At 31.4% G+C, this 25,401-nt stretch carries 21 protein-coding genes and 1 tRNA gene; 5 read left to right on the top strand and 17 right to left on the bottom strand.

Annotation, left to right across the window (positions count from 1 at the left end):
- The first annotated feature begins 67 nt into the window (after positions 1-67).
- Genes DG435_RS06995 through DG435_RS06985 form a run of 3 tightly spaced genes read left to right on the top strand, consistent with a single transcriptional unit; the run spans position 68 to position 2,477 of the window.
- Positions 68-724 carry a hypothetical protein gene (locus DG435_RS06995; protein WP_159025581.1) on the top strand — a complete coding sequence of 219 codons (657 nt, stop codon included), beginning with the start codon at positions 68-70 and terminating at the stop codon, positions 722-724.
- Between the two features lie 50 nt (positions 725-774).
- Positions 775-1,797 carry a sensor histidine kinase gene (locus DG435_RS06990; RefSeq protein ID WP_106792701.1) on the top strand — a complete coding sequence of 341 codons (1,023 nt, stop codon included), beginning with the start codon at positions 775-777 and terminating at the stop codon, positions 1,795-1,797.
- A complete protein-coding gene (locus tag DG435_RS06985) occupies positions 1,794-2,477 on the top strand; it encodes a LytTR family DNA-binding domain-containing protein (RefSeq protein WP_106792702.1) in 684 nt (227 codons plus the stop codon). Before DG435_RS06990 ends, DG435_RS06985 begins: the two co-directional genes overlap by 4 nt.
- A gap of 9 nt (positions 2,478-2,486) precedes the next feature.
- Here the strand turns inward: DG435_RS06985 and DG435_RS06980 are convergent, their stop codons facing one another.
- From DG435_RS06980 to DG435_RS06930, 11 genes are all read right to left on the bottom strand, one after another.
- Positions 2,487-3,062, bottom strand: coding sequence for a Crp/Fnr family transcriptional regulator (locus tag DG435_RS06980; protein ID WP_106792703.1), 576 nt, complete (start codon positions 3,060-3,062; stop codon positions 2,487-2,489).
- Between the two features lie 242 nt (positions 3,063-3,304).
- The gene (locus DG435_RS06975) at positions 3,305-4,852 is read right to left on the bottom strand and encodes an alpha/beta fold hydrolase (protein ID WP_106792704.1); all 1,548 of its coding nucleotides are present in this window, start codon (positions 4,850-4,852) and stop codon (positions 3,305-3,307) included.
- A gap of 124 nt (positions 4,853-4,976) precedes the next feature.
- Complete coding sequence (locus tag DG435_RS06970) at positions 4,977-6,077, bottom strand: AraC family transcriptional regulator (protein WP_106792705.1); 1,101 nt, start codon at positions 6,075-6,077, stop codon at positions 4,977-4,979.
- A gap of 181 nt (positions 6,078-6,258) precedes the next feature.
- The gene (locus DG435_RS06965; protein WP_106792706.1) at positions 6,259-7,599 is read right to left on the bottom strand and encodes a DUF3526 domain-containing protein; all 1,341 of its coding nucleotides are present in this window, start codon (positions 7,597-7,599) and stop codon (positions 6,259-6,261) included.
- Positions 7,600-7,601: 2 nt separating this feature from the next.
- On the bottom strand, positions 7,602-9,041 hold the full coding sequence (locus DG435_RS06960; protein ID WP_106792707.1) for a DUF3526 domain-containing protein: 1,440 nt from the start codon (positions 9,039-9,041) through the stop codon (positions 7,602-7,604).
- A gap of 4 nt (positions 9,042-9,045) precedes the next feature.
- Entirely contained in the window at positions 9,046-11,547 is a 2,502-nt protein-coding gene (locus DG435_RS06955) for a TonB-dependent receptor (RefSeq protein WP_106792708.1), read from the bottom strand.
- A 10-nt stretch (positions 11,548-11,557) separates the two neighbouring features.
- Entirely contained in the window at positions 11,558-12,253 is a 696-nt protein-coding gene (locus DG435_RS06950) for an ABC transporter ATP-binding protein (protein ID WP_106792709.1), read from the bottom strand.
- A gap of 393 nt (positions 12,254-12,646) precedes the next feature.
- The gene (locus tag DG435_RS06945; protein ID WP_106792710.1) at positions 12,647-13,021 is read right to left on the bottom strand and encodes a hypothetical protein; all 375 of its coding nucleotides are present in this window, start codon (positions 13,019-13,021) and stop codon (positions 12,647-12,649) included.
- A gap of 378 nt (positions 13,022-13,399) precedes the next feature.
- The gene (locus DG435_RS06940) at positions 13,400-14,506 is read right to left on the bottom strand and encodes a serine hydrolase (RefSeq protein WP_106792711.1); all 1,107 of its coding nucleotides are present in this window, start codon (positions 14,504-14,506) and stop codon (positions 13,400-13,402) included.
- A gap of 32 nt (positions 14,507-14,538) precedes the next feature.
- Positions 14,539-15,411 (bottom strand): alpha/beta hydrolase, encoded by an 873-nt coding sequence (locus tag DG435_RS06935; RefSeq protein ID WP_159025582.1) that lies wholly within the window; start codon positions 15,409-15,411, stop codon positions 14,539-14,541.
- A gap of 31 nt (positions 15,412-15,442) precedes the next feature.
- Positions 15,443-16,912 (bottom strand): serine hydrolase, encoded by a 1,470-nt coding sequence (locus DG435_RS06930; RefSeq protein WP_159025583.1) that lies wholly within the window; start codon positions 16,910-16,912, stop codon positions 15,443-15,445.
- Positions 16,913-17,300: 388 nt separating this feature from the next.
- On the opposite strand from DG435_RS06930, the gene DG435_RS06925 reads away from it, so the two are divergent.
- Positions 17,301-18,434, top strand: coding sequence for an AraC family transcriptional regulator (locus tag DG435_RS06925; protein WP_106792714.1), 1,134 nt, complete (start codon positions 17,301-17,303; stop codon positions 18,432-18,434).
- Between the two features lie 1,000 nt (positions 18,435-19,434).
- On the opposite strand, the gene DG435_RS06920 is transcribed toward DG435_RS06925, so the two are convergent.
- The 6 genes from DG435_RS06920 to DG435_RS06895 form a co-directional block, all read right to left on the bottom strand.
- A complete protein-coding gene (locus DG435_RS06920) occupies positions 19,435-19,998 on the bottom strand; it encodes a GNAT family N-acetyltransferase (protein ID WP_106792715.1) in 564 nt (187 codons plus the stop codon).
- Between the two features lie 6 nt (positions 19,999-20,004).
- The gene (locus DG435_RS06915) at positions 20,005-20,274 is read right to left on the bottom strand and encodes a hypothetical protein (protein WP_106792716.1); all 270 of its coding nucleotides are present in this window, start codon (positions 20,272-20,274) and stop codon (positions 20,005-20,007) included.
- Positions 20,275-20,289: 15 nt separating this feature from the next.
- A complete protein-coding gene (locus tag DG435_RS06910) occupies positions 20,290-21,666 on the bottom strand; it encodes an aminotransferase class V-fold PLP-dependent enzyme (protein ID WP_106792165.1) in 1,377 nt (458 codons plus the stop codon).
- A gap of 67 nt (positions 21,667-21,733) precedes the next feature.
- The gene (locus tag DG435_RS06905; protein WP_106792166.1) at positions 21,734-22,582 is read right to left on the bottom strand and encodes an AraC family transcriptional regulator; all 849 of its coding nucleotides are present in this window, start codon (positions 22,580-22,582) and stop codon (positions 21,734-21,736) included.
- 525 nt (positions 22,583-23,107) lie between these two features.
- A tRNA-Pro gene (locus DG435_RS06900) sits at positions 23,108-23,182 on the bottom strand.
- Between the two features lie 166 nt (positions 23,183-23,348).
- Positions 23,349-23,705, bottom strand: a complete 357-nt coding sequence (locus DG435_RS06895) for a hypothetical protein (protein WP_106792167.1) — start codon at positions 23,703-23,705, stop codon at positions 23,349-23,351.
- A gap of 394 nt (positions 23,706-24,099) precedes the next feature.
- Between DG435_RS06895 and DG435_RS06890 the strand changes: the two genes are divergently transcribed.
- Positions 24,100-25,401, top strand: a complete 1,302-nt coding sequence (locus DG435_RS06890) for a cytochrome ubiquinol oxidase subunit I (protein ID WP_106792168.1) — start codon at positions 24,100-24,102, stop codon at positions 25,399-25,401.

Here is a 25,401-nt window from a genome sequence, read left to right as displayed (position 1 = left end):
AGTAAAACAAATAAAACTATACGTAATGCAGATAAATTCTTTTTTGTCAACAGTAATATTGATTTTTATGTTAACAATAATCGGTTGTAAACCAAATGATTTTGTTGAAGAAAAAATCTCTTCTCAAGAACTTTCCGAATGGAAAACAATAGGAAAAGGTAAAACCTCGATTAAGGATCATGAATTTATTTTCGAAGAAATTGATAGCTCTAATGGCTTCTTTTTGGTAAGTCCTAAAAGTTATCAGGGAGATATGGTAGTACAATATAAAATAAAGGCGTTGTCAAAAGCATCGGTATTAATTGTGTTATTTTCTGCTTCTGATACCAAAGAAACTATACAGCTAACCTTACCCGAAAAGAATGCTACTGCCGAAGATATTTGGGAGTGGCGAAGAAAAATGAATCATTATAACGTGACTTTTAATAATAAATCTCATGGCTATACTCCATTCTTTTACAAAAACATTTCTTCTCTGGAACGAGATTTTCATCTCCGGAAACAAGAAAACATAATGGAGTATAACCAATGGGTTAATGTCGAAATTGGTAAAAAAGAGAATAGAGTGTGGTTTTCTCTTAATGATAGTATTATTTTCGAACGTACAGATTATAATCCACTTCTGGGAGGGCATATACTTTTCAGAATAAGTGGTGCTTCTACTCAAGAGGAAACCATTCTAGCAAAGTCATCTATAAAGGATTTGATGATTTATCATCAATAAAAGTAATACCTTAGTAAGGTTTTATAAAAGAACGTGTGAATAATAACTCTATGTATTCAAAACTAAAAAAAGCAGAACCTGTATTGCATCTGCTTTTTTGGGGAATGGTACTTTTTTTTCCATATATAAAGTATCTGGGAAGAGAAGGAGGATACCCTATGAGTTTTATGCATGAGCTAGTTACATTGGTATTCAATATGATACCTACATATGTCATGTATCTGTGGTTTTTTCCTTTAAAAAATAAGAAGAAGTTTATTGTTTTGGTATTGCTTGTTTTTAGTAGTAATGCTTTAATCCACTATTATGCAGATAATTTTTTTCATATGGGAGAAGACCATAAAGATCATCAAGATCATCGCTGGAAATATGTGGTTTCTAGCTGGGTGACGTATTTCTCCTTTAGTTTGGCTTTTTTTGCTTTGTATTCTATTAAAAAGTTATATGCTAAACAACTTGAGCTGGATACTACAAAACAAGAAAAACAACAAGCAGAACTCAACGCATTAAAAGCACAAATAAACCCTCATTTCTTATTTAATACGTTAAATAATATTTATGCAAATGCTTTAAAGAAAGATGAAAAAACCCCGGATTTGATTTTAAAGCTATCAAATAGTTTTAGATATGTACTGCATGAGGGGCAAAAAGAAAAAGTAAGTTTGTCTCATGAAATCACTCATGTGAAAGACTATATTAGCTTGCAGGAAGAACGATTATCTACCAAAATAAAAGCTACTTTTTTTGAAGAAATTGATAACTCTAAAAAGGAAATAGCTCCGTTACTTTTAATCCCTTTTGTAGAAAATGCATTTAAGTATACTAGTATTTTAAAAGGTAAAAACCATCAGATACTAATTAAAGCTGTATTAGAAAAGGATCACTTCTCTTTTTATTGCGAAAATCCATATGATGAAAACAAAAAACCGGAGATTGATACAAATTGGCAAGAAAGTGGCATTGGGATAAAAAACACTCAAAATAGACTACAGTTATTATATCCAGAGAAATATCAATTGCAGATTAAGAACGAAAATAATGTGTATAAAGTAATACTCACTATCTCATTATGATAAATTGTTTGATTATAGAAGACGAACACGGTGCACAAGAGGTGTTGCAAAATTATATTGATAAAACCCCATTTGTGAACTGCTTAGGAGTGTATGAAAGCGGATTGGATATTAGATTAGAAAAACTAAAAGAGGTAGATTTTATGTTTTTAGATATTCAACTTCCAGAGTTAAATGGTTTATCTTTTTTAAAAACACTTATCAACCCTCCAAAAGTAATTGTAACTACTGCTTATCCAGATTATGCAGTAGATGCTTTTGAAGAAAATGTATTGGATTACCTGGTAAAACCATTTTCTTATGAACGCTTTTTTAAAGCAATTACCCGAGTTCGAAATCAAATAAAGATTACGAATAACGAAATCGACAAACAGCTTTTTTTATATGCAGATAAGACCATTTATAAAATTACTATTGATGATATTTTATATTTAAAAGCCGAGGTAGATTATGTAAAAGTAATTACTAAAGAAAAGTCTATTTTACTGTTAGACAGTTTACATAATTGGGAAAAAAAACTGTATGACTATAATTTTGTAAGAACTCATCGTTCTTATATTGTAAATTTTGAGAAAATAGATAAAGTATCAGGAAACTTGGTATATATAGCAGATGAAAAAATCCCTGTTGGAAAAACATATAAGGAAGAATTCTTAAAAAAGATGAAATATATAAGGTAATTGCGATACCTATTTTTTAGCAAAATCCTTTCTAATACGACTTAGAGTACTATCTGTTATTCCTAAATAGGAAGCAATATATTTTAAGGGAGCATTCATAATAATTTCTGAATTTGATTGTAAAAGAGCCTTGTATCGTTGTTCTGCTGTTTGATTTATCATCGAGATAGTTCTTTTTTTTGAGGCAATAAATTCTTTAACCAGGATAGCCCTTCCAAAGTCCCTAAATGCTGGTTTGTTGTGAAAAAGAGTGTTTAATTGTTGGTATGAAAATCGATATCCTCGACAATCGGTAATTGCCTGTATATTTACTTGTGAAGGTACTCTTTGAAAAAAAGAAGTAACTTCAAAAACAACAGAATTTGAAGTATAAAAATCAGTAGTAACTTCGTTACCTTCGATGTCATATAGGTATGTTCGTAATAGCCCTTTTTCAAAAAAGTAGTAGTCATCACTAATTTTACCTTCTCGAACGATGAATTCTCCTTTGTTTAATTCTTTATATTCAAAAGATTTTGCTATAGCTATGGCTTCTGCTTCAGGAATAGGAATAATGTGTTGTATAAATACGACTAAACTGTTCATGCTATAAAATCATTTATGATTATAATTGTTTTCAATTTAAATTTCCTTCAACAAACTCCATAAAGTTACTCCATTTCTTGCATCAACACTTATATAAATAAAATACAGGAAAAATATCAATACCTATAAATACGATTTGTATCCTTTTTTGAGTATTGACATTTGATTAATACTAACTTCAAATTTATTTTATTTTGAATTCATTCTTCTTGATAAAAGGCAAGAAATTATTAATGTTGGCATTACATGAATAATTTTACGATTACTTTTAACAGACCTAATTTTTTTAAAGTGTAAGATGATTTTCCTAATTTCTGTAGACTTTGTTTTGGTTTTCCAAGATCTACAGAAATGTGTTTAATTCTTTCGTCATGTACCTGCCCTGTTAAATAGAATTTCTTAATCATAGTGTTTACGACTTCTTCTTGTTTTTCATAAAAATCATGATGTCCACTATCTGTAATAACGACCAAATGTCCGTTAGGTAAATAGTCAATTAATTCTTTTGCGTTTTCTATGGGAGAACTTACATCCAGATTTCCATTGACTAGTAAAGTATTTACATAGGAAGTTTCGAATGTTCTATATTGTTTAGGAATCATTTGTACATTCCATTCAGAATAATTGATTATTTCAAATAGTTTTGATAGAGGAGCACCAAGTAAATTGCTTTTAGAATCCATTGCAGTAGTATAATTTCTTTCTGATTGGTAATCAGCGGTGATGGATTTTGCAAGAAATTCTCCCCAATAAAGTTTTTTTACATTAGGTAGAAGATCATACATCATAACCAAAAAAGCTAACCCACTAAAATCTCCTCCCTCTGCAGCAATAAATGCATCAAATACTTGTGCTGTTCCTGCTGTTGTGTATAGCATACTAAACATGGTTACCCTTACTTTTCCTGGATCAATATTAATTTTTTTCCATTTTACTGGTAACTCAGAAAATACATTTTGGATGGTCCGGATTATGTCGGGTGATCTTTTAAGGTTCGAAGGATCTTTTTTCCACAATTCGCCATATTTAACAAGAACATTATCTATTTCTTGTGGATCCCAGGCAAAATGCCCTGGAGGGTTTATACCCCCAATTGCACTTCTATAAATGCTATTTGGGTATCTTAATCCGTATATATATGCTAATCGTGTTCCATAACTAGCGCCAAATAGGTTTATTTTGTCATAGCCTAGTTTGTTTTTGGCAAGTTCAATATCATCTATAACTTCGATCATGGTATAGCCATTAATATCAACACCGTTTTTCTTATACTGTTTTAATTGATTTTTTAAAACACCACCTAATTTTTTTAGGTGTTCAGGAGAAAAAACCTTTGTATGATGTATCAGTGCTTTTTCAAATGTTTCAGAATCAAGTTGCACAGAGCCATCAACCCCACGATATCCAACCATAACTATATCATGATTGTCAAGTAACCATAATCTTGGGTTTTTCCATATGTTTGAAGCTCCCGGACCTCCGGCCAATAAAAAAATGGGTTCTTTTGGTTTATTACTTGTAGAATGTAATTTAATTACTGGTATAGTAATGATACGGCTATTGGGATTATTTCGATTTTCTTTGACGGCTAATGAAAAGTAATCGGCCTTAATTTTCTTTGGGTATTTTTTAGTATTCTTATTTTTAAATGTCCCTCGTTTTATTATAATATCACCTTCTTTCAAAGCTTTGCTTTTAACAAAAACCGGAATTTTAGAAGCACAAGAGGAAAGAAGAATACTACTTAATAACGTAATGATGATCGTTTGGATAATGTTATAGGTTTTCATTTACAAAAGCTTGCTTAATTAAATTTTTAAGGCAAACATATAAGTATCAAAACAGTATCACGTTTCAACTTGTAATCTGACACTTGTTTTTCTTTAAGGTATTTAAGAAAGATGGGCGCTATAGTTATTTTACAACCGATTTGAGGTATTCTGAAGGTGTTTTTCCGGTATGTTTTTTAAAATACCGGTTGAATGATGATTTAGAATTAAATCCACAATCATATGCTAGAGCTAATAATGTGAATTGTTGATTTTCAGGAATATTAATCAACCTCTTAAATTCTTCTACTCGAAAATCATTGATGAAATCATAAAAATTCCTTTCCTCCTTTTTATTAATTATCTCGGATAAGTAATTAGGGTGTATGTTCAGTTTAGAGGCCAGGTCATTCAATGAAAGGTTGTTTTCTTTGTAACACTCTTCTTTGGTCATTAATAACATTAGATTCTTGTATGTATCTTCGGCTAATTCATCGGTAAGACCAGATTTTATATATTTTGTTTTTTTATTTTCTTTTTTAGATACCCTTCTTTGATTTCTTTTTAATACCAAATCTTGAGTACTAAAAATATCTTTTTGTTGTATTCCAAAAAAACCAATTAAAATCACAAAAACAGAAACTCCCATGAAGATATAAATATCATTATTTGAGAAAATCAGGATACTCCATATTATTCCTAGACCATATATCAAAAATCGCAACCATTTTAAGTCAATCTCTTCGATATTAGAAAACTGCACCAGAATATTTTTTTTATGCCTTTTTAATAAAATACTAGACCATAGTACATAGATGATACCCGATATATAAATTAGTGATATGCCTATAGCCATAAATGTTTCATAACCCTTACCTTCATTTTCAAACACTTCTATTTTTTGTGCACCCGAAAGAAGAAAAAACGGAATCAAATAGAGATACGACAAAATAATCGGAGTTAAATGCAATAGAACATACCAATTCTTTTTTGGAAATTGATTGGTAACAGCAGATACATAGTAATATAGAAATATACCATGAAATAAAGGAAGGGGAAAATGTAACCCTAATAGGTGAGGAGATTGATAAATGTGCTCTGTGAAATTAAGATGAAAAAGATATAAATGAACCGCGATCAAGATCATCCATCCCAAAAGAATCATATCTGATCTTGATTTATTCTTTTTATTAAGAAGTAATGCCGAAATAAATAAAGCAATACTAATACCTGCTATGTATATCATTTTTTATTACTAAAGCAAAGTCAAAAATACAGAAACTAAGTTTTTTTTCTTTGGCATTTCTTGATAAAAGGCAAAACGAATAATAAAGTTCAATCACAAATGTGATTGAACTTTATGTTTGAAGAGATACTGGTATGTAAAAGAATAGAAGTACATTTTATATGCTGTACCTATGCTTATGTTAGATTTTCCTCAAATTAAAAAAACTTACTAACGAAATAATTATCGTAATTAACACTAATGGAAGCATAGAATTAACCCAATTAATGGTATGTGAAATAGATGCGTATTTTGGTTTGAATTCCTTCCAATTTTCATTTTTAACCGGATAATTTTCGAATATTTTGGGATAGAAATATAGCCTTAACTCTTCATGGTACTTATCTAGATGATCTAAAAAAAGTAGATGGTTATTTAAGTCGGATTGCGCAATTTGATTAAAGGTTAATTGAACATGCATCGTAGGTATTGCAAGGGATATTGCCTGACTTACGTTTTCTCTTAGTTTTATTTTTTCCTTCATTGTTTTACTGGATTCTAGTGATTCGTCATCACCCATCTGTTGCATTCCATAATACCAGAGCCAGCTAAATTTGTCTTCGGGAACAGGATATTTTTTATACTGTGGATAATGAGCAAAAAATTTGTCCATAGTAACCTCTTTTGCCATATCCCATTTTTTATGATACCCATCTCGTTGTTCTACCATAGTTTTTAGTGTTTCTGGTACAGGATATGTATTGATGACATAATTGTTTACCGAGGCAGGAAGTAATATGGTAAGTAGTATCCATAAAGATATCAATGTTAATGCATTAAAACTCGAATTTTTTCGGAAAGAAATAATGATAAAACATAAAGAAGTCCAAAATGCCAAATACAAAATACTTACAATTATAAAAGCGATAAGAGCTTCGTTAATTGGTAGTTGTAAAATAATAATAGCCAATAAAAAAAGTATAGTTAATACTGTGTATAGAAAAAATACTCTTACAGATAATTTTTTAAATAAAAACTTAATAGGAGAAGAGGTCTGAGCGGATACCAATCGCCATGTTTCAGCTTCTTTTTCTTCAGAATACAAATTAAATGTTAATGCGATAAGTAGTAACGGAAACAAGTAGATGATTACAAAACCAAGATCTAAATTTCCAGATAGTAAAAGAGATGGATTCTCAAAATCGGTATCATATTTTTGCCCTTCAAGACCTCGTATGGTTACAGCTAATATCGATGGGTTTATATCACGTTGACCAATAGAAAGTCCTGTTAAACTATTTGATTTCTTGACTAGAGAAAAACGTAAATAATAAAGTAATAGACCCAGGTCATCATTATGATATTTTACATTTCGTTTAATACTCTCTTCTTGAAATGACTCGGCTTCAATAATTGCTTTTTCTTGCTTTTGGGTAAATTGCTTTCCGATGAAAATACTTATTATACCTACCCCTAGAAGAAGCACAAGAGAAATAGCTGCTATTTTGGTTCGAATAAACGATTTAAATAATATGGAATACATAGTTATATGACTTTTGTTTTTTTAGATAAACTTCTTACGATTATGACAGAGAGAATACTCCAAAGAATCAACGAGAAAATAGACAAAGCTTCGTTTTTCAGAATAGATATGGTAGACAAATGATCATATTCGAAATCGGGAAACGCTTCCCAATGACTCTTATCTATACTATTAGAGGTGCCTGTTTTTTTGTTTGAAATGAGTTTCATTTGTAACGAATTCATTTCTTGTGCAAGTTGATAACGATAACGTTCTGCCTGATGCTGAAAATGAATATAGGACGCAAAATCGGTCCCCGAAAAAGCCATAGAAATATGTTTTATTGCTGTATATGGATTAAGTAAAGCAGAAAGCCTTTCGATGGCATTTTGACTTTTATATGTAGCTAATAAATTATTTAAATGTTGATTATAAATTGAAGCGCTGATTTTTTCACTTTGACTCATGATAAAACCTCCGTAGTTAAAAGGTAATTGGTCTACAGATTCAACATTATTTGCCAGAAGTACAGAATCTTTAATTGCTTTATAATGAATATCATCTGGATTGTGACTATCTCCTTCTTTTATCAAATCGTTTTCTACAATAGATTCGAACTCTATTTTTGAAGGAGTAGGGTAAAGGTAATGCCCAAAAGCTTGAAGTGTTTTAGGAAGTATAATGATAAAGAATAGCCAGATTCCTAAGAGCCTTATTAAAGAATCTTTGGCAGTTTTACTTATGGCAGAAACCAGAATGGTTATACTGCTAATGATACCAAAAAAAAGTACATAACTCAATACTAGTATAAGGTATCTTGTTATTTCAGAAGAAGTTATGGGGGTGCCTTCTGCAAAAATCATAAATAATAGAGTGATGATAATTACTGGAATAAAGAAAAACATGGCAAGACTCATTAACCCAAGAGATTTACCGAAAAATATTTCTCTCCAAGTGGCCCCTTGATTGATCATTATTTTTAAGATGTTATTTTCTCTTTCACTAGCTAAAGCTCCAAAGCCTAAATAAAAAATGAGTAATGGGAAAATGATTTTTAACAACATAGCCAAACTTACTTCTCCAAAGCGAAGCAAGCCTGTAGATAGGCTTGCTTCTGAGAAATTTATGGTATTTTGTTTATGAGCTTCTAAAAAAACAGCATTCCCTGTATAGTTTTCCATTCCAAAATCAAACAGACTTAGTTTGTGTTTTAGACGAAAAGCAAAGGATCCGTAGTGCGCCATACGATGCGGGTGTTTATCTGGGTTACTCTCCCAGCTATGCCTGGCTTCTTCCTGATAAAAATTTCGAATATGGTTTTGAGTATTATAATTATCCCATCCGCTATAGGCAGCAAATGCAATTAAAACAGTCACCAAAATCATAGTAACATGTAATACTTTGGATCTAAAAGTGGTTTGCCATAATTGTTTGGCAAATAATATGATTATAGACCTTCTCATATATTTAAAATTTATAGGTTGTTGTAAGTGTTATATTTCTAGGAGCTCCAGGAAACAAACGCGTGTATGTTTGTGCACCCAACCAATATGTTGTATCAAATAAATTACCCACATTTACCGCTACCTGTAGATTACTTTTAGTAGGAGTATAATACAGTGCTGCATCAAAAATGGTAGAGGCTGGTACTTCAAAATCACGTGTAAACCAAGGGACTTTACTTCCTTGATGTTGTACGCCAAACCCAATACCCAAATCTCTTAATATAGACCCATTGTCGAAATTGTAACGTGTCCACAGATTTGCACTATGTTTTGGTACGTTCTCTTTTCTGGCACCGTTCAAAGTAGCATCAGCATCAGTTACAATAATGGCATCGATATAACTGTAAGAAGCGTTTATTTGCCAATTGGGTAGTAAGTAGCCTGCCATATCCCATTCAAATCCTCTACTACGGTCGGCTCCACGTTGTACCAACAAATCTGGTTGAGAAGGGTCATTGGCACTCATTAGAATGTTTTTCTGATTAATTTCGTAGAAAGCCATGTTCATTGTTATCTTTTTATTAAACAAATCAGCTTTCACCCCTATTTCTTTTAAATCGGAAATTAAAGGCTTGAATCGTGAAGCAGATTCGTCAGCCCAAAAAAACTGACCTGTACTTGGTAGTAAGGTAACAGTGTTAGATTGAGGTTGGAAACCCTCTAAATAAGTTCCATATACGTTAATATTATTATTTACAGCATAGGTTATACCGATTCTAGGAAGGAGTCTTTGGTTTGTGAAAGAAGATTCATTAGTTGTTTTATAATTGGTTATGTCTTCGAACCACTCATTTCTTAAACTCAATAATAAAGAGAACTTGTTCCATTTCAACTGCTCCTGAATATAGACGGCATTACTCATGGTTAATGCAGAAGGAACTGCGATACGTGAGTTAATCGTATAATCTTGAATATTCTGTATCGTGTATGATGGGTTTGCCAAATCAAAATGATTGACATTGGGTTTGGGCAATGTACGATCCCCCATAGTAATGGTTTGATAATCTGATGCATTTGCTAGATCAAAAGACCTGGTGACACTACCATCATTTAATAAATAACCTCTTGCTGAGTTTTGACCGCCTCCTTTAAGTTTTTTCCAGTAGTGCAAATCATATCCGACCAATAATTTGTGATCTATCGACCCCGTTTTGAAATCAAAATTGAAATAGCTGTTTACATTATCAATGCTCCAAAACTGCTTTCGTTGTACAAATCGCATGGAGACCAAACTGGGAATAGGCTCGTTTGCAATATCTACAGCAAATGTATTTGTAGTACGATGCTCCTGTAAATCTTCGGTCCAGGTTTGTTTCATATAAGAGGTGTTAAAAGTAATATTAGGGCTGAATTTATGAGAAATATTTCCCGTAATAATTACTTCCTTCGATTTGAAAAAGTCGCTAGAAGCTCCTAAATTAAGGCTTATAGGTGTGCTGTTAAGGTCTGTCTGCCCGGCTATCGCTCCAAAAATAGGTTGTCCACGATCTAGATTACCATTCATGTTATTGAAAATGAACTCTACATTGATGGCAGTTTTTTTATTTGGGATATAACTGAACGATGGTGATAGTAAGATTGATTTATTACTTACTAAATCACGGTAAGATTGTGCTGATTGGTATGCTCCATTTATACGGTATAGCAACGTTTTAGACTCGTTAAGTGGCCCTGTAAAATCTAAAGTCCCTCTCATAGTACTAAAACTACCCACACTTAAACTCACTTCTTTTCTATCTACTGATAAAGGTTTTTTAGTAACCATATTAATACTTCCACCGGGATCAACACTGGCAAAAGTTGCACTGGCAGGCCCTTTTATTACTTCTACTCTTTCTATGTTCGAGGTAAGTGGCTGTAAGAAATAAAACTGCCGAGTACGCATACCATTAATGATCTGCCCTTCTTCGTTTTGGCTTATACCTCTTATATTGTACTGATTATAAAAACTAGATGGACTAACACCACTAACTACTTTAACGGCATCTGCTAAGTGAAAGGCTTGCCTATCGGCAATCAGTTCCTTTGTTACAGAGGCAATAGCCTGTGGTAATTCTTTGTTCGCAATGGCTATTTTGGTAGCAGAGAACGAATAGTCACTATTATAATCTCGTTTTGTACGCCCTACTACTTCTACGGTTTGAAGTTGTTGTACATCTTCTATTAGCGCTATCGTGCCGAGATCATACTCTTTGTTTTCTAGAAAATCATAGGTCTTGGTGATCACATAAAAACCAACATAACTTATCTTAACTTCATAAGTTCCTGTTTTTTGCAAAATAAAGTTGAATTCTCCGTTTTCATTAGAAATAGTTCCTTCTTTTTTTTCTTCAATATCAAAGGAAATAGTAGCACCGGGAATGATATTTTGTTTTTCGTCAATGATTTTGCCTTTAATATTGATTTGAGCAAAACTTTGCTGACAAATAATGGCAAGTAAAATAATTAAAACTTCTTTTTTCATGGGGTAATTTTTAAATGGTTTCTAAATACAGTTCTTTTAGCTGGTTGGCATCAATACCACTTGTTTTAATCTGTTGAACAAGGGAGCCTTCTTTCATGATTCCGATAGTAGTACCTACATGTACAGCGTTGAATATATCATGTGTGGCCATGAATATGGTTTTACCTTCTTTAGCAAGTTCTTTGCAAGTTGTAGTAAATTCAGCTGATGCTTTAGGATCAAGACCAGATGTTGGTTCATCCATAAAAATTACATCAGCATTTTTTGCAACTGCAACCGCAATACCCACTTTTTGGCGCATCCCTTTAGAATAAGTAGACAGATGTTGTTGATGTGCTTCTTCCTGTAATCCAGCTTTAGTTAAAAAATCCTGTAGTTTTTCTTGAGGGTATTTATACCCAGCCAAACGACTGAAAAAATCTAAATTTTCTATTCCTGATAAATTCCCATATAGCTGAACTGTCTCTGGGATATAGGCTGTTTTTTTCTTTATAGAAGTAGTATTGGATTCAATCTCTTCATTATCGATTAAAATTTGCCCACTATCAGGTTTTATAAAACCAAGAAATAGATTAATAGTTGTGGTTTTTCCGGCCCCATTTTGACCAAGGAGACAGAATATAGAACCTTGTTCTACTTGAAAAGAAACATTGTTTAATGCTTTTTTCCCGTTATAGGTTTTTGACAAGTTTTTTGCTCTGAGCATTGTGTTTAAGGTATTATTGTATCTCTAAAAAGAGATCGTATTAATAAATAGAGGTATAATCTTAAGTGGTAGTAATTAAACTGAGATTTTGAATAAGAGAATAGCCATTCCTTATATCCAAATGTTTATAACCTTGTGGTTATATACAATTACAGTCTAATTAGAGTACTTAAAATTGGAAGTCGTTAAGTTTTAGACCCTAAAAACATGAGTAACAGAAGAAAGTCAAAGCTTATGAAAACATAAACCGAATTATCTTTTAAGGCTATGAGAATTAGCATTTATGGGTAGCTTCACCTCATTGATTTAAGAAAAATATCAAGTATAAAACCTGATGAGTAATCGCTTAAAAGAAAGAGTTTAATTGTTAAAAATGAAAATAGAGTAAAATAACTATGCTAAAAAAGGAGGAGGTCTCGAAAATAGATTTGTAATATTTACATCACTACTATAAACGAAGTTGTAGTGACTTATTACATTTTTTTGAGTATAGAACTCAAAAGTACTATTTACATAGTTTTGGCTGGTGTCATTAACAGCAGCCGGAGTAAAATTGGTTATAGAAACGAGATCGCAAACTTCACAATGTTCTATACCATCATCATTATGAGTAAGTACATGCAAGCCTGCCACTTTCAGAGAGAGGAAAATGACAATAAAAATATAGGTAATGTAATTTTTTAAATCCCCAATTTTCATAACAAACAAACGTACCAAATAATATGTATATAAAATGTTAAATAATTCTAAATTGTTTGGATGATCCAAAATGATACAATATTAGTATAGCGTGACTTTAAAAATTGCATTTATTAGAGGAATTAAAGCATACGATAAGCCTTTATTTAGAATAGATAATAATTCAAGAGTTTTTTATAATCTGTTCTTTATATTTTGTAGGCAACATATTACCTGTTTATTTTTTACTTACTTCTTCTTAAAAAAGCTAGGATTCTAAGTTCCAACAAATAAAAAATCCAACCACAATAGTGATTGGATTTCTTTCCTTGAGTATTCTCATATACAATGATAAATGATATAGGGATTTAAATTAAATAAAAAAATCTTTTCATGAATGTTGATTTTGGTTTAACTTACACACAACAGCAGTATAAAATTTCTCTAGAAGCAAATTTTATATTGTTATTAATTGGTTAAAACAAAATCAAGTAAATTTATTTGAAACTTATTTCTATTTTCTGAATTGGTAAAAAACACATAACCCACTTTTTTTTCTAGATTAAGCATATATAGTGCTGTATTACTTTTGTTATCACCTCCATGAGAGTAATTTGTACCATAATCAGATTCTTCTACAGCAATTCCAAGTCCATATTTCTGTTCTTTTGATCTTTTAGTCGCCAATTTCCTTGATTGTATTTTTAACAGCTCATTACGGCTTTTTTTTGATACTATTTTAGTGTTTATAAGCGCTAATAAAAAATTTGAAAATTCTTTAGACTCTGTTTGCAAGCTAGCTGATGCCTTAAAATTGGGATCTTTTGCACTGCTGCTATAGCCTTTGTTTAATGCACCTTTAAAATGACCATTAGCACGATGTTTTTCTATATAGTCGTTCCAAACAAAACTAGAATTATTCATAGCTAGAGGGTCAAAAATAGCCGCTTTAATTAAACCTTGTAGTTCATTTTTTTCAACTCCTTTTAGATGGGCAATTACCATAGCCAAATATTCATAACCTTCTCCTGAATATTGAAATTTAGTTCCTGGTTCAAATTGTATGGTAAGCTTACCTTTTGGATTATAATTTCCTTGTTGATCTAGATATCTCCAATTTGGAAACCCACTCGTATGCGATAATACCATTCTAGCAGTAATTAATTTATAGCGCTCATCATAAGCAATATCAGGATACTCCATGTAGGTATATAATGGTGTATCCAAATCAAGAATATTATCATCTACCATTTTCATAACAAAAAAACTAAACACTGTTTTAGACATAGAGGCAGCATCAAACATTGTAGAACTATCTACTGTTTCTTTGGTCTCAATGTTTTTAACTCCCAACGCATTGTGATACGCTATCTTATCATCATTAACAAAAGCTATAGACAGTCCTGGTATATTAAGCGAATCCATTTGATGTTTAATAAAAACATCCATTTTGGATGAAGAAATAAGATTACCATTAAAAGATCGAATAAAAGTTTCTGACTCTGTTTTTTGATTGGTTTTACATGAGAATAATGCAATGCTCAATACTAATATGTATACTACTTTAGTGTTCATTTGATTTAGTTTAATGACTTATTACTTTATCGTTATTGGATGTATTTGTGTTTTTTTAAAAAGATATCCATTTTCTTTTGAGCATCAAGTCTGATTTTTTCATCAGGGTTTGGCCATCCATCGTCAGGTTCTGATGAAGGTGTAAATAAATGTCCAACACCATCATAGATAATCAGTTTACATTCATTTGTATATTCATCCATATTCTTCTTAAATAGTTCAGAACCTTTTAGTGGGGTTACGGTATCATCTCTCCCAATTACAATTATTGTTGGAGGAGTCTTTTTAGATACAAATTCTGCCGGCGAAATATTCTTTACATTGATTTTGTCAAGTAATCTTTTTTGAAAATTTGTATACAGAAGCAAAGAAAGTGCTGGCGATTTTAAAAGTAATAAATTTGGCGCACTAGATATTTTTTCATCAGAAGCACCTAAATTATTGAAGACAGCAGCACTAGCGGCAAGATGCGCACCCGCAGACCAACCATAAGCCGCTATTTTATTTTCATTAACAGAAAATTCAGTTGCGTTTTTTCGAACCCATCGTATGGCACGTTGTGCATCTAGTACTGATTCATACGGGGTAATATTTTTATCTAAATTTTGCAGTCTGTATTGTACAGAAAAGGCTACAATACCTTTGCTCGCATAATGTTTAGCACTACTAAACCCCCAAGCAGCTTCTCCCATAGACCATCCACCCCCATGAAATATTACAATGGCAGGATATTCCTTATCAGAATCAAAATCTGAAGGAAGAATACGATAGATTTTTAATTGTTCTTTATTGTCGTAAATAAACTCCTCTATTTTTAAAGAATCCGATTTTAGTTGTGCACTTACTACAAAGCAAAAAAGAAAACTTGCGATGTAGAAAAACACTTTTGTTTTTAAAACTTCCATGATGTTAGAATTTTGATTAAAATAATGCATGTTATTGGTGCGATTTGCTTACTCGAGAGTAATCACCATTCCTATCTAAGAAAATTAAATTCCCTCCTAGTTTTTTAGGAAATATAATAAGAAGTGATATGTCAGGTGCTAAAAAAGTATTTTCATCCACAGGAATAAGCTGGTGTCTTTCATTATCAATTTGAATAAACAATACATTGTGTTCGTTGGTAATCACAACGAAATGATTTTTCCAATCGTATTGACCTGCATATCCATTAAGGTTCTTGTCGCCTATGTCAAAAAACTCATACTCTGTTGGTTGAAAATAATCCCAATTATATTCTTTTGCTACAGCTCTTTGTATATGATTAAACAAGTCTTCTGTATTTACGCCATTTGCCATGATAATCACCGCTTGTTCTTTATTCACAGATCCAAAAATGACTGAGGTAAAGCCATAATTTTGTCCTGTATGCCTAAAAGCAATATCATCTACATCATTATTCCAATTCAATAGTGTAAATCCAAGTTTCTCAAGGTTACCCCCTTTATTGAATACCTTATTGGTCATGTCTTGAGAGATGAGTTTATGAGTCCCTTTGGCATGATCGTTAAGCAATGTATATGTAAATCTCGCTAAATCGTCTGGAGTTGTCCATATACCTCCAGCAGCTTTAAACGTGATGATATTATAGGGTTGTGGCTGTAAATTTTCTGAATACCCTGTAGCCTTTGTAGTAAGAAGTCTTTCAGGAATTGGTTGTACAAATGAACTTGTTTTCATTTTTGAAGGTTTAAAAACCAGTTCGTCTATCACACTTTCAAACTTTTTATCAGTTACATCTTCTAATAATTTTTCTAAAATTAAATACCCAGGGTTAGAATAAATGTATTTTGAACCAGGTACAGCAACTAATTTTGCAGCAGGATGTTTGGATAGTTGTTCCCCTCTTAAAGTTTGCTCAATGGTTGGTATGGTTTCATAAGGCATATAATTGGGTCCATAATATCTGTTAAACCCTGAAGTATGTCCAATAAGTCTACGAACTGTAACTTTTTCTTTTTTTGTGAACTCATTTATAGGAACTTTCCACCCTTTTAATTTTTTATTTACATCTTCATCTAAATCCAAAATACCTTGTTCCACCAATTTTAAAGCGGCCATTGCAGTTATTGGTTTTCCTAGGGAAGCTCCTGTGAAAACAGTTTTTTCATCCACTTTGATTGAATCTTTCAAGTTTGCATACCCATAATTTTTTGACCAAGAAATTTTACCTTTATCTACAAAAACAATACGAAGTCCGGGGACTTTATATTTAAGCATCAGGTCTTCTATACTTTGTTTTTCTGCTTTCCCTTTTAAATAATAATTAGGTGTTAAATTACTAAATACGGCTTTCCGGTGAACTATTGAAGTATCCAGAAACGTGTTTTTTTGGTCATTGTTTTCTTTTGATTCTTTGCAAGAAAACAAAGAAACAACGATTAGGAAAATGATTGTTTTTTTCAAGTTAAATTATATTTGATTGATGAATAGAATCTGTTTGAGTACAATGATAATCTCAATTACTAATCTCGATTTTTTGAGCACTACAAATTAAGCATTAAACGAAAATCAAATAACAGATTTTCTCTAACATAAAAATTGGTTTTAATTGATAATGAGAATACAAAAAAACACAATTTTTCATTGTCAACAGTCCTAAAATATACTTTCGGACTAATTATTTTCTAAACTTTTTAGGTAAAGAGCTTTTGAATATTCATCCATTTAGAATTCTTGAATTATTATTAAATAATATTGCTCATTATTAAAATAGGGCACATTTTAAATCTATCTTTATAATTAGAAATTGACCTAACACAAACATAACCCAAAACTGTAATCTCTTTAATAAATGGAAATAACTGGTTTCGATTTGCTATTAATAATCATTATTGGTCATTGTCTTTACTTAATTTTGTCATTCAAGTCGATTCCTCAAAGAAATAAAGGTGCAAACAAAATCTTACAATATTTATTAATTATATATGGTTGTATTTTGTTGGAAGGCGTTTTAGTTTTTAAAATAAAAGATTTGGATGTCTTAATGCATTACAGAGGTATTACAACTGCAATTTACTTTATCATTGGGCCATTAATTTATACGTATTTAAGAAGGCTTCTTTTTTCTGAAAACGGGTCTTACAATCTTACTGTTTTACACTATTTACCTGCAATTATATTTCTGTTTTATTCTGTGTTAATAATTATTACATATGACTATTTGAGAGAGTATAAAAGATTTTTAATTGCTTCTTATTTTTTATTTGAATTATTTGCAATCATTTCTATTTCAATTTATTGCTACAAATCTTATCGATTATCGCGTTATTTTCAAATAAGTGAAAGACTAGAGTTGTCATTTAATCAGACAATTTCAAAATATATTAATAGAATTCTTTTTATTATGTCTGCTTGCATGTTTGCATGGTCAATTAGCGTAATTGATAGATATATTTCTAAATTTCACGGTAATTTTTTTACAGACCTCATCTGGTTACTATTTGGAGCTCAAGCATATGTTATTGGATATTATAGTCTAAAGCAACCAAAAATATTTAAGATTCGTTTACCTGAAAATGATCAAAATAAATCTGTTAAGAAAAACAAATTAAGTAAGGATGAAATAAATAAACTTCAAAAACTAATGAACTCTTTTTTGGAAGATAAAAAAGGGTATGTACAACCAAGATTAAGCCTGCCAATTTTGGCTAACCAAATTGGCACAACATCAAATAATTTATCATGGCTTTTGAACAACGTTTACGGAAAAACATTTTACCAATTAATCAATGAATATAGAGTTAAAGATTTTTTGCAAAGAGTTGATAAAGAGGATTATAAGGAATTAACCTTAATTTCTATTGCGCTTGAAGTTGGATTCAATTCCAAGTCTACCTTTTACAAGGCATTTAAAGAGATTAAAAAAATTACTCCTTCTGAATACATTAGTAAAATCGAAAATTCTAAACAAGCGAAAAAAAATTGAATAGATAATAAACTACAAAATTGTAACAATCCATAAAATTTGTTGCTTTTTATGTCGAATAGAGAATGTTAAAACTACCATATCCGCTTGGCGGATTTGAATCATTTTTAAAGTAATGGATTCTCCTAGATTTTATAAGAAATAATATCCGGCCTCTGAATCCATCACTTTAAAAACGATTTTCATTAGTTCCTAAAAAGTGAGCTTTAATAATACGAAAAGAAATTAATTTATTTTCATGTTGTAATTTTGATAGCAGTCAAACAGTTTACGGTAGACTTGTTCCAGATAGGTATTAATTAATCGAGTTTCACCGCTCAATCCTTTGTTTATTCTTATGAGTGTCCCAATGAGAAATTAATACTTTTTTTTAAAGAAAGTTCAGCTCGTTTTCCATTAACTTGTAATACGAGCATAGAGCGGTGCTGTTCTATTTTTGGTATTTGCTAGTTTTAGTCAAAACAGAATACTGAAGGTGTGCGTGTTTTTCATACTTTTTTGTTTTAATAATTAAACATTAAAAACAAAAGTCAAATCAGTTGTCTCGGTTACCTTTTTAATATAATTTGATACTTGGTAACCGAATAGGTAACATTTTTAAACAAATCAATTCAAATTAAATGATAGTCCTAAAACCACAAAACTTGATAATCATATGATTATCAAGTTTTTGTTATTAATTGATTTATTGAAAAGTCAGGGTGGCAGGATTAATTAAAATTCTGTAACTTATTATATTCTAGTATTTTAAACACTTTTAAATATAGGTGTTCACCTAATTGTACACTAAAGTCAAAAAGAACTATTTAAAAATAAATTTAATTTGTCTTTGCGGTGGGGAGATATACAATTTCCAATAAAAAAATGTAAAATAAATTATACTTTTTTACGTAGAAGATAGAAGTTTAAAAATATCTTTTAAACTCAAAGAAATCGTTTCGTGATTTAAGGTATTTTCATTGGAAAAATCCAAAACAATATACTATACAAATAGTTGTGGTTAGTTATTCTCCCACTCATCACGAAGAATTCCATAGCTTACGGAATCGAAATATTTTCCATTTACAATTCTAGCTTTTCTATATCTTGCTTCTTCTTTCATGCCTAATTTTTTTGCAAGCTTAATCATTCCTACATTTCCTGACCAGGTGGTAATTCCAAGTCTGACAATATCATTTTTAATTAGAAAAACTTCGTTTATCCACAACTTAAGAGCCGTACAACCAATTCCTTTATTCCAAAACTTATCATTAAAAATAACAATACCTATTTCAAGCCAATTAGTTTCTTTTGATTTCCAATACCAACTGACTTCTCCAATCATTTCATTTTTTTCGTTGGAAATAATTCGAATATTTCCCAAAACATCATTTCCTTTTTGAAATTTCAACTTTAATGTTTGAATTTCTATTTCAATTTCTTTCTCTGTGGATTTCTTAAAATAAGGACCATTTAATAAATGATAGTTGTGCTTAGGATGTTTCCAATATTCATAATCATCAAGGTCCTCTACTTTAAGTCTTTTAAGAAGTACTTTATCATTATGTTCTTTAGACTTTGTCATTCTACTTTAATTTGTAAAAAAGAAATCAAAGACCAAGTTAACTTGGTCTTTGAAATTTTGAGTTAAGAAATTATTTCTAAATAAGTAGCCTAAGGTAATATCTTCAATAATAACTTTATCTATATTATTTTTGGTAATTACCGCTTTCAATTCATTTGCATTATTTTTTGTAACAGAAGAACCAATAAATTGACCATTAGAGGTAAAACAAGTAGGTACTTTATTTCTGATTTCAGTAATGATTTCAAATTTGAGTATTTTTTCACTTTCTAACATAGTAATGAATTTTATTTAATTAAACTGATTTACAACTTTAAGAAGTGCTTCCATACTCATATCAATATCTTTTTTAGTGGTTGACCATCCTACTGTACTGATTCGCATGGCTTCTTTACCGTGCCAATTGGTACCACCAAACCAAGCGGTTCCTTCTTTTTGAATCTCTGTTATTACTGCCTTAGTTTTTTCATCAGAGCCAAACGAAACCATTACTTGGTTAAGTTCCACATTGTTTAAAATCTCGAAGCCTTCTTCTCTTAGTCTTTTTTCAAAATACTTAGCCAAATCACAGGATTTACCTATCATATCCGAAACGCCTTTTCGTCCTAAACTTTTTAAGGCTGCCCAAACTTCAGTCCCCCTTGCTCTTCTTGAAGTTTCTAAGGTTCTGTTCATTGGGTCATCATTCCCTTGAACGAGGTAATTACCTTTTAAAGTAAGTGCTTTTTTAATAACCATTTCATCTTTATAGAATGCCATACCAGAATCATAAGGGACATTTAGCCATTTATGAGCATCCGTAGCCCACGAATCTGCCTTTTCAAAGCCTTTCATTAAATAGTTAAGTTTTGGGTTTGAAGCTGCCCATAAACCAAAAGCACCATCAATATGTACCCAGGCATTATATTTTTTCGCTTTTTCAATGATAGTATCAAAAGGATCAAATGCTCCTGAATCTACATTTCCTGCTTGTAAACAAATAATTGTTGGTTCATCTTTAAATTCTGGAAGTTTATTGGCATCAATTGCACCATTATCATCTACTGGAATTTTTTCTATTTGTGCGTTTCCAATACCTATTGCTCTTAAAGCTCTTAGCATGGTGGTATGTACTTCTTCACCAACTAGAACTCTAATTTTTGGAGCACCAAAGACTCCGTTGGTTTGAATATCCCATCCATATTGTTCTAATACATGATTTCTGGCACCAAGTAAACAAACCATATCAGCGGTAGTAGTACCGGTTACAAAAGAACAACGTGTTTGTTTTGGTAAATGTAAAACATCAACTAGCCATTTTTCAGCCACTTGCTCTAATTTACATGCTAATGGAGAAAGTACTGCCATGTTAGGCAATTGATCCCAAGCAGCAGCCAACCATTGAGCTGCTACGGTAACAGGTAAGTTCGCTCCAGTTACAAACCCAAAAAATCGTGGACTTATTGTTACCATAGCTCCCTTACTACCAATATCCTCTAGTTCTTCAATAACCTTTTTAGAAGGGATTGGAGTTTCAGGAAAAGGACTATCTAATAAAGAAATGTTTTTAAGAGCTTCTTCGGTTGGTTCAATGTCTCTAGTTTGTGCTTCGTTTAAAAAAGCTATTGCTTTTTGAGCAGCATAATTTAAAGTTTCATCTCTTTCAGAGAGTATTTTATGTACATCCATTTTTTTATTCTGTTTTAATGAGAAACAAAATTAAAATAGGTAGACCTGAAAAAATTGTATAATCTTGCTATTGGGAAATGGAAGACTGATATTGTTTAGGGGTAATCCCTAAAAAAGATTTGAAATTTCTTGTAAAGTGGCTTTGATCGAAGAATCCAACCATGTAGCCCACTTCTGTAACCGAGTTTTTAAGCTTCAACAATTCCTGAGCTTTATTGAGTCTTAAGTTCGTCAAATACTTATGCGGAGGAATACCAATTGATTTTGAAAAAACTCTATTTAAATAATAAGTACTTAAACCCGAAACCTCTGATAATTGTTCTAATGTTATTTTGGAATCAAAGTAGGTGTGTAAATAATCTTTTACACGGTTAGCAATGATGGAATTTGTAGACATTTCATCTACTTTTAGTTTATTTGAACCGTGAGTTTTTACAAGATAAGCAAACGTTTCATAAAAACAATTTTGATTTTGAATGGTATCAAACTGATTCGAAAAAAGATAATTATGTAGATGTAATAATTGTTCTTCTAGATGTTTGTCTTTTACTGTGACCTTATCAAAATTTGGAAGTGTAACCTCATCCTGTGCCATATCATTTGCAATCTGTTGAAAAACTTCTGGCTGTATATTAAAAGTTCTATACTGGTAGCCTTCATCATCAACATTTTTGTTACTATGGATTCTCTCTGGATTTATCATTGAGATATGTCCCTTAGAAATTATTTTTTCTTTAGGTGACTTTGGACAATACGATTGTACACCACTTTCCATTACACCAATAATAAACTCAGGGTGATAATGTAATGAAGCTTTGTTAGATTTGAAATTAGCGTTCATTAACTGAACTCCAGAAATATCATGGTTAACATGAAATTTCAAGATGTTGCCTTTTATGAATTTTGCTTCTCTCATAATTAACTATAATGTATGTATATGGACATTACGCATATATCTAATATAGATATGCTCAAATATAAGAAATATAGTTACCTTTTAATATTGTAAATAGAATAACCATTTGTATGAAAATATTATTCGCTTTGCGAAGGAGGTTTGAATAAGCAAGAGGATAACGCAGTATGCGATTGTTATTATTTTATTAATTACCAGTTAGATAGGTTTTTTTGGCATTTTGCTTCAAAAATGAAAATTAACCCAATAAAATTAAGGTTTCATTGTAACAATTCAATAAAATATGGATGATTTTAAATGTTACTATAGAAATAGATCCATTAAATCTCCTGATTTATAAATTGAAAGAAATTACTATAATTCTTGTAATGATAATTTTTTATTGGAATTTGAACTTAACAAGTTGTATTCAATGAAGTATATAGTATTAGCATACTAAAACTTATTCTTTTTGAATTAGACTTAAATTGAATAAAATACATGAAAATAAAAAATCCAACCACAATAGTGATTGGATTTCTTTAGTCGGGGTGGCAGGATTCGAACCTGCGACCTCCGCGTCCCAAACGCGGCGCGATAACCGGGCTACGCTACACCCCGAGGTGTGTATTTCCCTTTTGAGGGTGCAAATATAGACAAATCATTTAAAATAGAACCAAATTAGGTTATAAAGTGAAGATTTTTTTTATCCTTGTTTTAGAAACCAGTAAAACCCCTTTTTATGCTAGACATAAAAGGGGTTCTATATAGGTATGGGGGTACACTATTATGCGTGATAGTAACGTTCTCTGTAAATTTTTCCATCTTTCCACTCTGTAACAACAGTCTGTTCTGAAAGCATAGTACTACCATCTTTTAATTTTAATTCCATCACGGCGTCATAAAAAGAATGGTTTCCATTAACTGCATAATTGTTTACATCATATCTAATAAACTCAGAAAGTTGATTATCTATAAAATCCTGCTCGAACTTAAGGTTGAACGCTTTCCCTTTTTTAGGAGCATCATTAGCTTCTTTTAATTCTACATCATCATGTAAATAGGAATCCATAGCTTCGATAAAAGCTCCTTTTGATAATAATTCATGAACGTGTTTAAGGTTTGTTTCAATTGTATTTTCCATGTTTATTTTTTTAGATTAATTATTGATTACTATTTGATGGTGTAAAGATGCGAGGATCATTGTTGCCAGAAAATGTAGTTTTTCCCTTAACCCTTGTCAATTTTTCCCGAGGAGAACAGTTCTAATGAGATCAAGGTCAGAATAGTTGTCACACATCGAATTTATTAGAAGAAAGCATATTGTAGATGTACAGGTATTAACGCTTTTATGAGCATGATTTTCATGAAAAAATAAAGTCTTTGTATAACTATTATACCAGAGCTAGATCGTATCTTTATAGACCAAAAGAAGCTTCCGGAAAAACATTTTTTTTTCACATTTGTAACCAATGTTACTAACTTTTGTTATCCTGAAAAGTATCTTTATAACGTTAAAGATTTAAAAGACAAATTCTATGGAAAACCTTGATGCGGCAAGACTCCAAATGGCATTTACCCTAATATTTCATATTGTTTTTGCTTGTATTGGTATGGTCATGCCTTTTTTTATGGTAGTATCACACTATAAATGGTTGAAAACAAAAGATAAAGTGTATTTAGTTTTAACCAGATCATGGCAAAAAGGCGTTGCCATTTTTTTTGTTACCGGTGCAGTTTCTGGAACAGCATTATCTTTCGAGCTGGGACTACTCTGGCCTGAGTTTATGAAACATGCTGGTCCTATTATCGGGATGCCTTTTTCATTAGAAGGAGCAGCATTTTTTGTTGAAGCGGTAGCCTTAGGGTTTTATTTATATGGATGGGGTAAACTACCAGAAAAATTTCATTGGATAACTGGTGTTATTATTGGTTTGTCTGGAGTAGCATCTGGTATTTTGGTAGTAGCAGCAAATGGGTGGATGAATGCTCCAACAGGATTTGACTATATAGACGGGAAATTCCTAAATATAGATCCGATTCAGGCGATGTTAAACCCCGCCTGGTTTACACAAGCTTTACATATGACATTGGCTGCTTTTACAGCTACTGGTTTTGCCGTTGCGGGAGTTCATGCATATCAGGTATATCGAAAAAGAAAAGTAGAATTACATAAAAAAGCATTTAAGATAGCAATAACATTCGGAGCGATAGCAGCAATATTACAGCCGATTAGCGGTGATATTTCTGCTAAAGATATTGCAGAACGACAACCTGTGAAACTTGCAGCGATGGAAGCTCACTATAATACAGAAAAAGGAGTTTCATTATATATAGGTGGCATTGTAGATACCGAAAAACAAGAAGTAAACTATAAAATTGAAATCCCCGGAATGTTGTCATTTTTGGCATTCTCAGATTTTGATGCAGAAGTAAAAGGATTAAACGATTTTCCTGAAGATGAACGACCTAATGTACCTATGGTACATTATGCATTTCAGATCATGGTAGGAATAGGTACCCTTTTATTATTTGCAGGAATCCTATATTTTATATCGCTAAAAAAGAAAAAATGGTTTACTAATCATAAGTATTGGCTATTATTTGTGATACTGGCCCCAATGGGATTTATTGCTTTAGAAGCTGGGTGGATTGTTACAGAAGTAGGAAGACAACCCTGGATAATTCATAAAATAATGAGAACCAAAGATGCAGTGACTCCTATGCCCGGTATTGTATTTAGTTTCTATACCTATGTTGCAGTATATCTTACCTTATCAGTCGCTGTTACGTGGTTAATGCTTAGGCAAATAAAGGTGTTAAATAATTCAAATCACTAA

It is taken from the genome of Aquimarina sp. Aq78, assembly GCF_900299525.1.
GTDB lineage: Bacteria > Bacteroidota > Bacteroidia > Flavobacteriales > Flavobacteriaceae > Aquimarina.
The sequence above is the reverse complement of the archived record's forward strand: the minus strand, read 5'-3'. Positions and strand labels throughout refer to the sequence as shown.

Coding starts and splice junctions, on each gene's coding strand:
- DG435_RS06995 (WP_159025581.1), top strand. CDS start 68: ATGTTAACAATAATCGGTTGTAAACCAAATGATTTTGTTGAAGAAAAA.
- DG435_RS06990 (WP_106792701.1), top strand. CDS start 775: ATGTATTCAAAACTAAAAAAAGCAGAACCTGTATTGCATCTGCTTTTT.
- DG435_RS06985 (WP_106792702.1), top strand. CDS start 1,794: ATGATAAATTGTTTGATTATAGAAGACGAACACGGTGCACAAGAGGTG.
- DG435_RS06980 (WP_106792703.1), bottom strand. CDS start 3,062: ATGAACAGTTTAGTCGTATTTATACAACACATTATTCCTATTCCTGAA.
- DG435_RS06975 (WP_106792704.1), bottom strand. CDS start 4,852: ATGAAAACCTATAACATTATCCAAACGATCATCATTACGTTATTAAGT.
- DG435_RS06970 (WP_106792705.1), bottom strand. CDS start 6,077: ATGATATACATAGCAGGTATTAGTATTGCTTTATTTATTTCGGCATTA.
- DG435_RS06965 (WP_106792706.1), bottom strand. CDS start 7,599: ATGTATTCCATATTATTTAAATCGTTTATTCGAACCAAAATAGCAGCT.
- DG435_RS06960 (WP_106792707.1), bottom strand. CDS start 9,041: ATGAGAAGGTCTATAATCATATTATTTGCCAAACAATTATGGCAAACC.
- DG435_RS06955 (WP_106792708.1), bottom strand. CDS start 11,547: ATGAAAAAAGAAGTTTTAATTATTTTACTTGCCATTATTTGTCAGCAA.
- DG435_RS06950 (WP_106792709.1), bottom strand. CDS start 12,253: ATGCTCAGAGCAAAAAACTTGTCAAAAACCTATAACGGGAAAAAAGCA.
- DG435_RS06940 (WP_106792711.1), bottom strand. CDS start 14,506: ATGAACACTAAAGTAGTATACATATTAGTATTGAGCATTGCATTATTC.
- DG435_RS06935 (WP_159025582.1), bottom strand. CDS start 15,411: ATGGAAGTTTTAAAAACAAAAGTGTTTTTCTACATCGCAAGTTTTCTT.
- DG435_RS06925 (WP_106792714.1), top strand. CDS start 17,301: ATGGAAATAACTGGTTTCGATTTGCTATTAATAATCATTATTGGTCAT.
- DG435_RS06920 (WP_106792715.1), bottom strand. CDS start 19,998: ATGACAAAGTCTAAAGAACATAATGATAAAGTACTTCTTAAAAGACTT.
- DG435_RS06915 (WP_106792716.1), bottom strand. CDS start 20,274: ATGTTAGAAAGTGAAAAAATACTCAAATTTGAAATCATTACTGAAATC.
- DG435_RS06910 (WP_106792165.1), bottom strand. CDS start 21,666: ATGGATGTACATAAAATACTCTCTGAAAGAGATGAAACTTTAAATTAT.
- DG435_RS06905 (WP_106792166.1), bottom strand. CDS start 22,582: ATGAGAGAAGCAAAATTCATAAAAGGCAACATCTTGAAATTTCATGTT.
- DG435_RS06895 (WP_106792167.1), bottom strand. CDS start 23,705: ATGGAAAATACAATTGAAACAAACCTTAAACACGTTCATGAATTATTA.
- DG435_RS06890 (WP_106792168.1), top strand. CDS start 24,100: ATGGAAAACCTTGATGCGGCAAGACTCCAAATGGCATTTACCCTAATA.